A 14754-nucleotide genomic window follows, 5' to 3' on the forward strand; every position below is an offset into this window, starting at 1 on the left:
CTAACTATTTGAAACTTTTTTATTGGCGTGTTGTTCGCGTATATTTTTTATTTGCTGTGCTCGGTGAATGGCATTCAACGCTGAAACTAAAGCTTGCCCAGAGGCTTCAATAATATCGGTGGCAATGCCATAGCCGTGGAAATTACGTTGCTGCCAATGGACAACAATATTGGCGACACCTAAGCCGTCTTCACCTTCACCTTTATTGGAGATTTTGTAATCAGCCACTTCAATATCAATATCCACTGATTTTTTTATTGCTTGATAAAGCGCATCAACTGGGCCGTTACCGGTGGCTGAAGTGATTTGTTGATCTTCGCCTATCGACAATTTAACGCTAGCAGTGGCAAAGTCGCTGCTACCAGATTGCACATGTAATTCTTTGATTTGGTAATGCTCTGTGCTGTCTTGTTGTTGAATGTTGAACAATAGGGCTTCTAAATCATCATCAAATACTTGGCCTTTTTTGTCGGCTAATTTTAAGAAGTCTTGGTATAAAGTATTTAAGTCGTAATCGCTTTCTTGATAGCCCAAGCTTTCCATTCTGTGCTTAATAACATGGCGGCCACTGCGGGAAGTTAAGTTTAATTTGGTTTTACTGATACCCACACTTTCTGGCGTCATAATTTCATAAGTGTTGCTTGCTTTTAACATACCGTCTTGGTGAATACCTGAAGAATGGCTAAAGGCATTGCTACCGACAATCGCTTTGTTCGGTTGCACAGGCATATTACATAAATGGCTGACTAATTTAGAGGTTTTGGCAATTTCTTGATGATTGATGCCTGATTTAACTCCTAATAAATCGGCGCGGGTTTTCATGATCATCGCCACTTCTTCTAATGAACAGTTACCTGCGCGCTCGCCAATGCCATTGATTGTGCACTCAATTTGTCGAGCGCCTGCTTGTACCGCAGCAACAGAGTTCGCAACCGCTAAGCCTAAGTCGTTGTGACAATGTACTGAAATAACTGCTTGGTCGATATTAGGTACGCGATTAAATAAGTTAGTAATAATGCCGCCAAATTCGTGAGGTAAGGTATAGCCGACGGTATCAGGAATATTAATGGTAGTGGCACCCGCTTTAATTGCTTGTTCGACCATACGACATAAATTATCAATTGGCGTGCGGCCAGCGTCTTCACAGGAAAATTCAACATCGTTGGTAAATTGGCGGGCATATTTAATCGCGTGTACCGCCATGGCTTCAACATCAGCAAAATCTTTACGTAATTTTTGCTGAACATGAACATCAGATGTTGAAATAAAGGTATGGATGCGGAATTGATCGGCAACACTTAAGGCATCGGCACAAGCTTTGATATCCGCTTCGACAGCACGTGATAAACCACAGACAATCGAATTTTTAACGGTTTTGGCAATTTGCTGAACAGAATTAAAATCGCCAGGCGATGAAACCGGAAACCCCGCTTCAATGATATCAACACCTAAGCGTTCAATTGCTTGTGCTATTTGCAATTTTTCGTGTACAGATAAGCTTGCGGTTAACGCTTGTTCACCATCGCGCAATGTCGTATCAAATATAATTACCTTGTCGTCCATCATTCTATCCTGTTCGCTTTAAACTAATTTTTTGCTAAGAATGCGAGCATAAAAAAACCCGCGATTAATAGCGCGGGTTTCTTGGTTATTCTTTATATTCAAACAACAACAGATCGTCCGCGCAAAGTTAATGCGAGGAGGAGTAAAGTAATAATACGCTTAGTGGCGATAGTCATGTTGTTTGTAAAACTCTCAGTTATTCTGGTTTTATTTTCTGTCTTTATCTACGGCTTAATTGAATCTATTTAAAGAACTTTAAACGAACACTATAGATAAATTAGGTTGGCAATATTAGTAACGTAATTATCTAAGCCTTGTCAACACTAAATTTAGTAAAAGTGAATTTGCTAGGTTTGTATTTGTTCTGTATTTGTTCTGTATTTGGCAAATTGGCGTATAAAGCCGGGCTTGTAAGACTGTGAGAACTTCCAACCTTATGATAGGATTGCCAGCCTGTATTTGTCTTTATCCAATATCATCTATGAGCCAAAGACGTATTCTACTTTATATTGCACTGGATTATTCTTTCACTATCCTTCGACCAATTCAGCAGGCAGCAAAAGCGCGTGGCGATGAAGTTAAATGGTTTGTTAATGGCGACCAAGTTAACCTTGATTTTTTTGCAGCAGATGAACAACGACTAACTACTCTTGATGATGTTGTTGCCTATAAGCCAGACGCTGTTTTTGTGCCAGGAAATATGGTGCCAGATTTTATACCCGGTATAAAAGTGCAGGTGTTTCATGGGTTTAATGTGCAAAAGCGTGAAGGTGGTCATTTTAAAATTCGTGATTGCTTTGACTTATATTGCACTCAAGGGCCAAATACCACTGGGCCATTTTCCGCATTAGCTGAGAAACATCAATACTTTAGTGTTAAAGAAACTGGCTGGCCAGCGATTGATACGCTTTTTGCTGCTCCACCTGCGGTGAATGACAAGCCTGTTGTATTGCTTTGCTCTACATTTTCAAAAAACTTAACTTGTGCGCCCCATTTGTTTGAACAAGTGAAAAAGCTGAGTGAACAAGGGAACTGGCGCTGGTTGGTACAATTTCATCCAAAAATGGATAAGCAAATTGTTGAACAGTACAAAAGTATTCAACATCAATATTTACAGTTTATTGAAACTGATAATGTCATTCCATTGCTGCAACAAGCCGATGTAATGGTTTGTGATACCTCTTCGGTTATGGCGATGTTCTTATTGCTATCAAAACCGGTAGTGACGTTTAAAACGGCAAAACCACAGCCCTATTTACTCGACTTTGAACAGCCTGAATTATTAGAGGAGCACATTGAATTAGCGCTAAGCAAGCCACCTGAGTTGATGGCGCATATAGAGCAGTTTAAACAAGAAACCCATCCATATACTGATGGCAAGTCAGGGCAGCGTGTGTTAGCGGCAGTAGATGAGTTGTTAAGTGGTGTTAATGTGGCCAAAAAAGCTAAGCCACTTAATATTTGGCGCAAGTTAAAAATGCGTTATAAGTTTAACTATTGGAAGTTTTAGCGTGTATGTATTAGCACCACTTATACAAAGTTAGTGGTGCTAATACCGCTGAATATTACCGATGAAATTATAAGTTGTATTCAACACTACCAAAAATGGTAAAGTCGCTGTCTGAGTCTATTCCTGGGTTGTATTCTGAGCGACTGGCAGAGCCGCCTAAAGTAAAACGCCATTGCTTGTAATTGTATTGCGCTTTGCCTGAAAGCATTAACATATCTTCTGGAGTAGAAGTTAGAGGATTACCAATAATAGGGTTATCTGGTGCTCTATCGCTATTATCTTTATTTAGCTGCAACCAGCGAAATTTAACTTGATAAGCTAAATTGTTTTGAACCTGCGAGATTGCCCCTAATACCACAGATACCGCATCATTGTCATATAAGCTAGCAACGGTTTTACCATTGTAACGCATACCTGTTTTGTAGATATGATGCTCATAATAACAATCGCCGATATTCGATGTACCATCGCCATTAACACCATCACGGCATTTTGCGTAGGTGTCTGTCCATTCAATAAATAACCGCCAGTTGCGTTTAAGTATCGAGGCGTGAGTATCAATGCCCGCTTGATAACGTTGTTCGCCTAGCATTTTAAAGCCACCTCTACGGTTACCGTCTTCGGCAAAAGAGGTGAAGTATAAAGCAAAAGGTTGTTCAAGAATGGCGGTTGACCAGCGGAAATCATAGCCGGCTAATTGGTTGCCAGGCTCCTCACCGTTGGCACATTGCTCGATTGTTGGACCATTGCCGCCACAGTTATCCAAACCTAATAGTACGTCCCAAAAGGTGCCTAAATCATCAGGTCTACCTTCGCCAGCCCATTGTGCTAATCGAGAAATACCTACTTCAAGGCTAGGTAGGGGTTTGAAGTTTAGTCGAAAGCCCCACAGCAAGGTATCTTTCACAACGCGATCATCATCCATTTGTGCCATAAATGTGGTAACAGTCCACGGCACTTCGTATTCAGTAAATGGAATAGTAAATGGGAATGCCGACTTTCTTGAAATCGCAACCGCTGGCATAGGTCTAGCGTTATTAGTTAAGCTTAAGCTGGTATCCCACGCAGGTCCCCACCAACGACTTTGCATGCCAACTGATAATACCCAGTTGCCTAAATAGGTGGCAATGTAGCTTTCATCATAACTAATTTTGTCACCATCTCTTGGGGAGGTGTTAAAGCGTGGTGAAAATTTAACGGCGAAGTTATCACTAATAAAATTGGTATGAATTTGTAGGTTATTGGCATCGCGATAATGATCGCCAAAGCTGGTGAATCTTGCATCTTTATTGGCTGCATTAAGCTCTATGCGCTTATTACTGCGTTTTGCCAGTTTCAACTGATGACGTACATAAATATAGGCATCAAGCGTTGGGCCAGTAAGTAAATTACTCGGCACATTGTCTAAGTCTACCGCAATGTCATGCCACATCAGTGGGAACGTTGTCGTTGGCGTAGTAATGATATTTTGATCGGCTAAGTACTCAATGCTTTCGCGTAAAAATATATCACTGGTATCTACCCAAGGGTTAGCATGAGTCGTAATGTTAAATGCGATGGCGCATGTAATGAGCGCCTTTGCGGCAACTGATTTTAATGTAAGTTGAGACATGGTTTATTATTTGACTAGGTCACCTAATGCTTTACGAAGAATGGTGCTTGAAGTGTGCGTAGTGTATGGAAAATAAAGAATTTCAACACCAAGTTCAGCAAATTCTTGTTCGATTTTTTGCCATTTTTCTGTGCCTTTCCAGTCGTCACCAACGAACATGCGGTCGAATTTTAGGTTATTCCAAGCCTCCATTTTATCGTAGCTTGTTTGCGGAATAACTTCGTCAACAAATTTAATTGCTTCAACGATTTCCATGCGCTCATTAAAAGGAATAATCGGCTTTTTATTTTTTGCTGCCATCGACAATTCGTCACTGGTTACACCAACAATTAGATAATCACATTCCAATTTAGCGCGTTTTAACACGTTTAAGTGACCAATATGGAACATATCGAAAACACCAGTGGTATAACCAATTTTTTTCATTATTCACCTATTTCAATTAACACTAATTCAATTAACACAAAGGTAGGAAGACCGTTAAAGTGGCGCAAGTTTAACACAGTCATTAGTGGCTGAGTAGATAATCAACGATACGGCTACTTGCTTTGCCATCTAGTTTACCCGCGAGTTTCTCACTAAAGGCTAAACGCACTGGTGCTAATTGCTCTGGGTGTTGATGATGACTGACAATAAGTGAACGCAGATCCTGATATTTCTTGGCATGTACCGCAATATCGGCGTACTCGCCATAATCTTGGTCCATACGTTTTTTAAAGCGATAGTGGAAAATTCCGCGATAACTCCAACGCAGTTTTAGAAAATCACACCAAATTACCGGTTTGTTTAAGGCAGCAAATTCAAACAATGCAGAAGACGCATCGCTCACTAAAATATCGGCTGTTGCTAAGAATGGTACTAATGAATAATCTTCAACCTGAGCCAAGTAGACATTGTCAAAATTTGACCAATGGCTAAGTAATTGCTGTTGTTTTTTATACTTCTCTTTACTCAACGAAAAATAATGGGGCTTAATTAAAATATTAAAATCGTTAAATTCAGCCGGCCAATTTTTCGGGAAGCACTCAATGCTGCTTGGATAAAATGTCGGCGCATAAACAATCGTTGGCTTTTCAGGTGAGAGACCTAAACGGGCTAAATCAAAACCAGCTTCTTGACCATTGATGATAGGGTCAAGTTTAGCAAAGCCAACATCAACAAAGTTGTCGTTTGGGTACATTTCATTAAAGCGCGCAGTGCGATACGCGCCTTCAACAAAGCGCACGGTAGTTGCTGTGTCAGATTTAGTATAGTAACTGGCTTTTGGGCCAATACCGTGACCTAATTGCACTGATTTACTAAACTGATGTACTTCGTCGAGGTGAGGGTAGGCATTAGCAAAAACAACCCAGTCAGCACGTTCGTTTTTATAATATTCTGTGGCTTGTTGTTGGTTGGTCACCCAATGGGCGGATAATTGCTCTTGCTCGATGATGCCGTTAATAATACTGTCATGTTCACTGTGGTAAAAAACAAAGTCTGCTTGACAGTTTCTCGAGCGTAACTCGTGATAAACCGGTAAATATTGCGGAAGGTAATATAAGTGCAATACATCGAAAATAACCCGCATTCACTGTGCCTCAGATGTCATTAAAAAGTGGCGTATACTAACATAATCTTGTTGTAATAGCGCAAAGCACATCATAAAAAAAAGCCCCTAAAAGGAGCTTTATTTGATGTTATTTCCAGCTGTCCATTGACGACTTACGTCTGAGCGATAGTCGAGGTAAGATCAGTCCAAACAACAAGCCAATACCTAAAACAATAGCGCCGTTAAAAAACCATTCTTTTTTAACATCTAAATCTTGAGTACTTAATTTTGATTGAGTGCTTTTCAGTTCACCTTCTAGCTGAGCAACTGTGTTGCTTAACTTGGTTATTTGTTCTTTAGCATTTTTTAGCTGGATGCTGGTTTGATCAATTTGAGCTTTAAAATTTTCTTCGCGTTCATTGGTGGTTGCCAACTGGCCATTAAGTTCAGCAACGACAAAACGTAAACCTGGCTTTTCTGAAACAAACTTATCTTCAACCCAAGCAACACGATCTTTATCATCGATAATTTCTGTGTAGCCATTTTCAGCATTACCAGTAAGTTGGACTTGCGTACCAGCATTAATACTACCAACAATTCGGTAATTGCTGCCGGCGCCAGAGTGCATGTAGATGAAAAGTTCATCTGAAATGAATCCGTCTTTGTAATTAGACGTATCTTCTTGCGCAAAAGAGTTAAACGAAAAAGCTAAAGCGATGAATGCAACAAGTTGCGTAAATTTCCCCATGAGATAACCGATTGAAAGCCTGTGTAGAAAATAATGCTTTCGATATTAGGGCTTTGTCGTCTTTAGCGCAAGTGAGTCTCAGGGAAAATCTAAAAGAATTGCTAATTTGCAATCAGGATAAAATGACTTGCTTGTTAATAGCTGCTTTTGTAATCTGTTTTTCTGGTTTTTAATTTAGGTATTTTCACGCAAACTTACCTATTCGTATAGATGTCGACAGAAATAGAGCTCAAATACCTAGTTGACGATCCAAATATAGTCGAAAAATTATCTGGATTGCTTAATCAACACAACATAGCTTTTAAACAGAAATCTCGCTGTTTAACAAACACCTACTTTGATACGCCTGATAATCAATTACGCGCGCTGGATTTTGGTCTACGCGTTAGAAAGGCGGATGACTATACAGAGCAAACAATTAAAACAGCTGGAGTAACTTTAGGCGGTCTGCATCAACGCCCCGAATATAATGTCGCCATTGCCCAGTCTCAACCTAATTTATCGTTATTTCCAAGTGATATTTGGCCTGAAGGTCTCGAGCTCAACACATTAGCATCTTCTTTAGTTCCTCTTTTTACAACAGACTTTACTCGCCATACATGGTTGATTTCACTTGATGAAGGTGAGATTGAAGTGGCCTATGATCAGGGCCAAATTTGTTCAGGAGAGCGACTAGTTACTATTAATGAAATAGAGTTAGAACTTGTTTCCGGTAAACGTAATGCACTATTTAGTTTCGCCGAGCTGTTATTTAGCCACTTTAATTTAGCCGCTGGCACCGACAGTAAAGCCGCACGTGGTTATCGACTTTGGCACAATTTAGGGCAAGGCCCAGAGCAAGGGTCAAAGCAAGGTTCAGAACAAGAAATCGAGCAAAATGAGATTAGCCGCAGCGCTCAAACTCATTTAATTTTATCTTTAGAGCCAGAAGATACGGTAGCGCAGGCATTAGTGAAAGGAGTGGGGTACGGACTTACCCAGCTCCAATATGCAATCAAGCACGCATTGATTAGTCAAGAACTGGCTGATGTTCGCCAAGTTTATGAAGCAATATTATTTATTCAGCATGGTTTATTACTGCATGAAGCATTAATTGATGATGAACAACTTGCGGAATTTAAACAACTTACCAAAGCAGCAATTGAAAGTTTAAGTTGGCTAGAAAATGCTATTCATATTAATGATTTGATAGTTAAATCAGGTCGCTATCGAAATAAACTGGAATACAGTAAACAGTTAATATCTACATTAAAGTTGGCCCGTAGCCAATTTCCAGATGAAATAAAAATTAGGCAATTATTAACCGCTCCCGTTATTAATCACTTGCAATTAGTTTTACTGAAGTTTGTGTTGTCACCGTTAGTAAAGCCGTCGCAAGAAGTTAGATTAGTCTCAACTTTTGCCAGTCAAAAACTAACACAAAGCCTAAACGCGTTAACCAAAATTTGTGCGGATAAAAAAACGCTATCAGCGCTAGATTATATAGTGATGCAACATCATTTATATCAAAGTTTAAATACCGGAAGTTGGTATGGTAGCTTGTTTGATGTCACTTATAGAGAGAATTACCGCCGAACTTGGATTGATGTGTTTCAAGGGATAGAAGAGCTATCAACCTTGATCCTGTTGCAAAAGCAGTTGGAAGCACTGGAAGAACGAGCGACAAAACTAGAAAATTGGTTGCATAATAAAATAGATAACTTGCTGCTTGCCATTGAGCACTCATATCAAGCCGCTTCTACTATAGAGCCCTATTGGCAATGAAAATAAACCCTAGTCTATATTTCGTTTGTTGCTTATTATTTACCTCAAATTTGATGGCAATTACCTATCCGTTGCCCGCAGCTAAGCAACGATTAATTGGTCAGCCTACGACTCATAAAGTCACTAGGGGGGAGTACTTTCAGCAATTGGCTGAACAGTATGATGTCGGCTTTCTCGCGTTAATGGCTGCCAACCCAGGTGTCGATCCATTTTTAACTGATCAAGTTGAAAAAATTAACATTCCAACACAAATGCTATTACCTTTCGGTGAGCGCAAAGGTATTGTTATCAATTTGCCCGAATTAAGGCTTTATTATTTTCAACCTGAAAAAAGCTTAGTGCATGTCTTTCCGGTAGGTGTTGGCACCGAGGAGTTACCCACACCTAAAACCTTAAGTTATATTGGTGAAAAGCGTGAAGATCCTATCTGGCGCCCAACCCAAGACATGAAAGCACGCTATTTAGCGGAAAAAGGCATAGTGTTAGCAGATGAGGTGCCGCCAGGGCCTTCGAACCCATTCGGTAAATATGCTATGCGCTTAGGCACTAGCCAATACCTAATTCATGGTACTAACCAGCGTTTTGGCATAGGCACTCGTGCCAGTGCTGGTTGTATTCGCATGTATGATGGCGATATAAAATGGTTGTACGACAATGTGCCGTTAAACACTCAGGTTAAAATAATTGATCAGCCGGTAAAAATGTCTTACGAACGCCCAGGATTAAAATTATTTGAAGTGCACCAACCATTATCTTCGCCGACAAAGGAACAGCAGGTAGAAGAGGGCTGGCGAAGGCTAGTTAACTTTGTTGGTGAAGCAGTCAAAGATGTGCACCATAAAGATTTCGAGCAGGCCTCAGGACTCGTTCTTAAGGTGCAAGCACCTCAATCAAAAGTGCAATCACCTTAACCGCAACAAAATTTAAAAGTATTTAAAAAATTTAGTGTTTATTTAGTTACTACTTTTTAAATGATGCGACCATATTATCTACCCGCTCATCGGTTTTTTCAGCCATCATAGCAGCATGTTTAGCACTCATTTTAGCTTCTTCAATAGCTTTGGTGTTTTTATCTTGCTGAGCTTTTAGTTCACTAACTTGCTGCGATAAACCTTGCACTTGAGAGCTCAAGCTATCAATTTTACTGGTCATTTGGTCGTTGCTGGCACAACCGCCTAATGTCGCTAAAGCCAAAGAAGCTAAAATTATTGTTGTTTTCATGATTGATCCTTTCCCATTTTTGTAACCGTTCTGGGTAAGTATGGCACAGCAATCAATAGCTGCAACTTCTTGTTAACATAACCTTGTTTTATATCAAAGGCTTTATATTAAAGGCATTAACTCACAGATGTTATGTGAAAGGTTTTAGCTTAAATGCTTGGTGTCTTTTTACAGAGCTATTCTTGTTTTGATTGAATTAACTGATCTATCTTGGCTTCAAGTAGATTAACCTTGTCGAGAATTTCTTGATTTTGTCGTCTAAGTTCGCGATTTTTAATATTGGTATCAGAAAAGCCAAAGGCCTTTTGTGCAAAAAGCCCCCCTAATGAGCCTAGAATGCCAACACCTAATACAAACATGATAAATACGGTTGCACGACCAATAAACGTAATAGGCAGCTCACCACCAAAGCCGATAGTAGATGAAGCCATTAACATGAGCCATAACGCGTCGCCATAATTGGCGATAGTCGCACCTTCAATGCCGTATTCGGCTAGATAAGTTACATAACCAAGGGTAAGTGTTAGCAGAATAAAGACAGCTACGGCAAATAAGCTGATGACTCCTAGGTGATAGTTTTTTACCCCATATTCGTCAATATTATAAAAGCTAGATTTTTCAACTATCGATCTAATTAGTGTCATAAAAAAATACTCTACTTACTTATGATAAATGCAAGCGCTATCGTGTTTAGTTTGATTCAACATACGAGAGCAAATCTTCCATAAGTTTCTTTTTAATTTCCAGTTGCTGTTCAGGAGCAAGATTATATTTTTCAGCTAATAATTCATAGTCGGTCGCAGATAAACTAACCGTTAATCGTGGTCGTTTGGGGCGTTTACTGGTGGGAAGGCCTAATATGGTGCGAATTTGATCAGATGGACTTAAACCTGCTTCTAATGCTTCGCGGCGTATGGCCATTTGAAATTTTTCATCTAAATCAAACGCGACTTGCACCGCTTTGATTGCTTTAACTGAGGATTGCCATTTTTCAGGTATTTTTCTGCTCATTAACTTATTCCACGTTAACTGCCAGGGTACATATCAACAATATCGCTGGTGGCTCTAAACAAGGTTAAAAATACATCAGTATCGCCATCTTGCCATACTTCAATATCAATGCCTTTTGACCCATCCGAATTATAAAGGGTATAAAGTTCAAACTGCTCGCCAGCATCTTGCCCTTGATAAGCGCTTAGTTGCGCAGAGCGGTTATCTTTACGATGAAAATAACCAACTTGAGCAAATGCTTGTTGTTGATAAGCTTCATCACTCCAACCTGAAGTAAGGCTATTATCAGCTAAACGCGTTAATTCGGCATGCCCAGGTTCATTGAAGATAGTGGCAAATTGCTCGAGGTCAAATAAGGTTTCAACGTCATCTCTAGTAATTTTTAATGAAAATTTCAGATAGGTTTTATCGTCTACCTCTAACGATAAAAATAATTCTAAATTGCTTTGGCCAGTTAACACCCATTCGGTTTGAGTGTGGTGTTCAAATTCATAACTGTTGATAGCGGTAATTTGAAATTGCTGATCTCTTAGGAGCTCGGGAAGGCCAAAGCTGTCGGATAGCACTATCATGTCATTAAGTTGCAGTTCATTAACTTGATTAACTGCACGTTGCTTTTGCTCTTTACCAAATAGTTTTTTTATAAAGCTCATGTTGAATCTACTTAAAATAGCAAAACTAATCGTTTTATTATGACAAATGTCGAGTGGCTAATAATATCAGCCAACTCGACAATTTAGCTACTAAGCCTGTTTTTTAGCTTATGCCTTGGGCCTAAGTTTTTAAACCTAGGCTTTTTGTTTTGCTTTAATTCTATCTAACACTGAATTAGCGCTGTTATCAGCCGCGCCAATACCAGCGGCTTTTAATTGCGCTTCTAACGAGCTATCACCAGTTTCAGCTTCTAAGACTTCAGCAGCTTTCATTTGATCGTCAAAGCGCTGTTGCTTAGCCTTAATGCGCTCTAATGAGTCTTTAGCATTTAATAGCTTAGAGTTGCTAGACGAGAAATTATCGGTAATTGCTGAAGTCGCTTTTTGCACGCTTTCAGTAGTTTTTACCATAGATAATTGACGTTTATGTTCCTGAATTTGACGCTCGCTTTTACGCACTAACTCTTTTAAACGAGTGGCGTTAGTTTCAAAGCTAGCTAATGCTTGTTGCTGTGATGCTAATTCAGTTTCTAAGCTCGCTATTTTTTCTGCAACCGCCAAAGCTAGTGATTCGTCACCTTTATCAAGGGCTTGGCCTGCGTAACCTTCATGTTCGGTAATTTCGCGCTGTAAGCGTTCAACATCTCGGCTTGCTGCCATTTGCTGCGCCATAACATTAGTCAAATCACGCTTGGCTTTGGTTAAATGATGCTCAGCATCACGAATTTCTTGTTCAAAAATACGGGTACCGTTGGCATCAACTATGGCTTCGCCTACTTCAGTTGCACCACCACGGATTGCTGTCATAATTTTCTTAAAAATACTCATAAATTACTCCTAAATGATGGTTAAATTAAGTAGTCGCTCATATCATCGATAATTTCGATGGCGTTATTACTTAATACCGCAAGCTCATGTTCAATATCATCAAATGCTGAATTAATTGATAACGCGCCAAAAATCACGTACTTATCACCAATTTTTGAAAATGACGATAGTGGCATCGGAATATTCATTTCCAACATACATTCGTGCATTTCGTTAATTTTGTCTTGTTTAACTTCATTACTACCCCAAAGGTAGGTAATGCATAAAATTTGATCGTCAGTAACTGAAACGAATATCGGTAACTCTTCGCGTTCTTCAACGGTAATTTGCAGCACATCAACTTCACCTGATATTGGCTGGCAGTCAAAAACCATCCCGGTTTCAGAGTTATCGGCTAGCGCATTTAAATGATCAGCTATCTTATGGATATTCATGCTTTTCCTCATGTGTTAATAACTAGCAAAGTGGCGAATACGTCACTGAATGCTTATCGACATATTATGTCAATGTGGTTAATTTAGCACTATGACATAATATGTCAATGTGATGTTTGAAAATTTTACGTGTTGTTACAAATAGGTAAAAGCCTCGCGATTAATTAATACCTTGCTGGTCGCGCCAAGCTTTCTGATGCAACTGATAAATAGTATGACTGCCTAAATAGTTAATGCCAATGGATTGTTTGTTAGCAAAAAATTCATTGGGGAAATTAAATGCTGCCAACATTAAGTCTAAGGTAAGCCATGAATGAGCTACTGGCAGTGCGGTTAATTTTGCTAGGCGCTGATAAGGTGATAGCCCGGTTTTGCTGGCTATGGTCCAGCCCCATTCACCAAAGCTGGGAACGTTGTCATGATATTGTTGAACATGATTAAAGTTTGCCGCTTCCACAGTATTGCCAATGGCAATAAACGAGTCTTTAGCATGATAAGGGCTGGTTGATTGAATGCCGATAATCCCGTCGGCTGCAAGCAACTGATTTAATCGCGCATAAAAGTTCACCGAGTACAGCTTATTTAAGTCTGGATGACTAGGATCAGGTAAATCTACTAAAATCGCATCAAAACTAGCTTGTTCGGCAATTAATTGATCGATTGCTATAAACGCGTCTGCGCCAATAACTTTAGCCTTTGGGTTAGTCAGACTGCTTTGATTCAACCGCTCTATTTTCGACGCTAAGGCCGGTGGTAAGTGCTGCTGTGGTTGGCTAAATAACGTTAACAGCTGCTCATCCAAGTCAATTAAAGTGACATGCTTAGCGCCCCAGTTAAGCACGTCTCTTAGCGCTAAACCATCTCCGCCACCAATAATTAAAATATTATCGGTTCGTGCAGCGCTCGCCAGCACTGGGTAAACAAGATAGCCATGATAAATTTGTTCATCTAATGATGAAAATTGCAATCGACCGTTGAGATAGAAATTAATTACTGGCTCGTTATTCATACCCATATTGCGCTGGGTAAAGGTAAGCTGCTGATATCTTGTGTTATCGGTATAAATGACTTCATCCAAATACAGCAGATTGCTCATTTTATTAAGCCAGCCATTACCAAATTGAAAGGTAATGACCATAACAATGGCCAATAGAACATGTAACGAGATTAAAGTTTTTCGCCAGTTTAGTTGTGACCAGTATCGAGCGATAAAAACGCTGCCAGCAAATAAATTTAATGCAGCAGTTATTGCCCCTGCTTTACTAATATCAATAGCTAGTAGCAGCAATACCCAAATGGCAGCACCAATGCCCGCACCAATGTAATCGGCACCATAAATAGTACCTAAGTTATTTTTTAAGTGCTTTTGGTGTAAATCCTCACGAATGCGGGCAATTAACGGAATTTCCATGCCGATAAAAAAGCCTAGTAATGCCCCAAAGACATAAGGCAGTTTCAGCGCTAACCAACTTAATGTGTTAAAGATTCCACCTTTAGGTAGGGCATCAGGGGGCAAATGAAAGGTGTCGGCAATTAATTGCGGCAATAGTTGAGTAATGGCAATGGCGCCACCAATGATTAAAATCGCGCTGCAACCGAGTAGGGCAATGGTTGCTTCCAACCATACAAAGCCGTTGTAGGCACAACGAATTTTTCTGGCGGCAAAGGCGCCAAGCCCCATTGCGACTATCATTAGGCCGATCATAGTGTAGATGGTGCTTTCCATTACCCCGAGCACACGACCGGCGTAATGAGACAATAGGTATTCGTAAATAAGACCACAGCCAGCAAGTACGGCCATGGTCAAAATTAGGATGGTGTCGTCAATAATTAGACGACGTTTATTATTCATTTTATTGTAATAGATTGTATTTTTAGC

15 protein-coding genes are annotated in these 14754 nt (G+C 39.8%); 3 read left to right on the top strand and 12 right to left on the bottom strand.

Features of this window, described 5'->3' with window-relative positions; all coding sequences use genetic code 11:
- Entirely contained in the window at positions 1–1563 is a 1563-nt protein-coding gene (leuA, locus tag ACOB82_RS02035; protein WP_448211274.1) for a 2-isopropylmalate synthase, read from the bottom strand.
- A 481-nt stretch (positions 1564–2044) separates the two neighbouring features.
- Between leuA and ACOB82_RS02040 the strand changes: the two genes are divergently transcribed.
- A complete protein-coding gene (locus ACOB82_RS02040; RefSeq protein WP_448211275.1) occupies positions 2045–3073 on the top strand; it encodes a CDP-glycerol glycerophosphotransferase family protein in 1029 nt (342 codons plus the stop codon).
- A gap of 67 nt (positions 3074–3140) precedes the next feature.
- On the opposite strand, the gene ACOB82_RS02045 is transcribed toward ACOB82_RS02040, so the two are convergent.
- The 4 genes from ACOB82_RS02045 to ACOB82_RS02060 all read right to left on the bottom strand — a co-directional run bounded on the left by ACOB82_RS02045 (position 3141) and on the right by ACOB82_RS02060 (position 6964).
- Positions 3141–4685 (bottom strand): capsule assembly Wzi family protein, encoded by a 1545-nt coding sequence (locus ACOB82_RS02045; RefSeq protein WP_448211276.1) that lies wholly within the window; start codon positions 4683–4685, stop codon positions 3141–3143.
- A 6-nt stretch (positions 4686–4691) separates the two neighbouring features.
- Entirely contained in the window at positions 4692–5111 is a 420-nt protein-coding gene (locus tag ACOB82_RS02050) for an adenylyltransferase/cytidyltransferase family protein (protein WP_448211277.1), read from the bottom strand.
- A gap of 82 nt (positions 5112–5193) precedes the next feature.
- Positions 5194–6255 (bottom strand): CDP-glycerol glycerophosphotransferase family protein, encoded by a 1062-nt coding sequence (locus ACOB82_RS02055; protein ID WP_448211278.1) that lies wholly within the window; start codon positions 6253–6255, stop codon positions 5194–5196.
- Positions 6256–6364: 109 nt separating this feature from the next.
- A complete protein-coding gene (locus tag ACOB82_RS02060) occupies positions 6365–6964 on the bottom strand; it encodes a TIGR04211 family SH3 domain-containing protein (RefSeq protein ID WP_448211279.1) in 600 nt (199 codons plus the stop codon).
- Between the two features lie 210 nt (positions 6965–7174).
- On the opposite strand from ACOB82_RS02060, the gene ACOB82_RS02065 reads away from it, so the two are divergent.
- The gene (locus ACOB82_RS02065) at positions 7175–8728 is read left to right on the top strand and encodes a CYTH domain-containing protein (RefSeq protein WP_448211280.1); all 1554 of its coding nucleotides are present in this window, start codon (positions 7175–7177) and stop codon (positions 8726–8728) included.
- Complete coding sequence (locus ACOB82_RS02070) at positions 8725–9639, top strand: L,D-transpeptidase family protein (RefSeq protein ID WP_448211281.1); 915 nt, start codon at positions 8725–8727, stop codon at positions 9637–9639. Before ACOB82_RS02065 ends, ACOB82_RS02070 begins: the two co-directional genes overlap by 4 nt.
- A gap of 49 nt (positions 9640–9688) precedes the next feature.
- Here the strand turns inward: ACOB82_RS02070 and ACOB82_RS02075 are convergent, their stop codons facing one another.
- The 7 genes from ACOB82_RS02075 to ACOB82_RS02105 form a co-directional block, all read right to left on the bottom strand.
- Positions 9689–9949, bottom strand: coding sequence for an Lpp/OprI family alanine-zipper lipoprotein (locus tag ACOB82_RS02075; protein WP_448211282.1), 261 nt, complete (start codon positions 9947–9949; stop codon positions 9689–9691).
- A 176-nt stretch (positions 9950–10125) separates the two neighbouring features.
- On the bottom strand, positions 10126–10593 hold the full coding sequence (locus ACOB82_RS02080; RefSeq protein WP_448211283.1) for an ion channel: 468 nt from the start codon (positions 10591–10593) through the stop codon (positions 10126–10128).
- A gap of 46 nt (positions 10594–10639) precedes the next feature.
- Positions 10640–10960, bottom strand: a complete 321-nt coding sequence (locus ACOB82_RS02085; protein WP_448211284.1) for a hypothetical protein — start codon at positions 10958–10960, stop codon at positions 10640–10642.
- 14 nt (positions 10961–10974) lie between these two features.
- Positions 10975–11613, bottom strand: a complete 639-nt coding sequence (locus ACOB82_RS02090; protein WP_448211285.1) for a hypothetical protein — start codon at positions 11611–11613, stop codon at positions 10975–10977.
- Between the two features lie 135 nt (positions 11614–11748).
- The gene (locus tag ACOB82_RS02095; RefSeq protein ID WP_448211286.1) at positions 11749–12441 is read right to left on the bottom strand and encodes a PspA/IM30 family protein; all 693 of its coding nucleotides are present in this window, start codon (positions 12439–12441) and stop codon (positions 11749–11751) included.
- Between the two features lie 20 nt (positions 12442–12461).
- Complete coding sequence (locus ACOB82_RS02100; protein WP_448211287.1) at positions 12462–12875, bottom strand: YjfI family protein; 414 nt, start codon at positions 12873–12875, stop codon at positions 12462–12464.
- Between the two features lie 160 nt (positions 12876–13035).
- A complete protein-coding gene (locus ACOB82_RS02105) occupies positions 13036–14727 on the bottom strand; it encodes a polyamine aminopropyltransferase (protein ID WP_448211288.1) in 1692 nt (563 codons plus the stop codon).
- Positions 14728–14754: the final 27 nt, after the last annotated feature.

Source organism: Colwellia sp. MEBiC06753, from assembly GCF_053470325.1.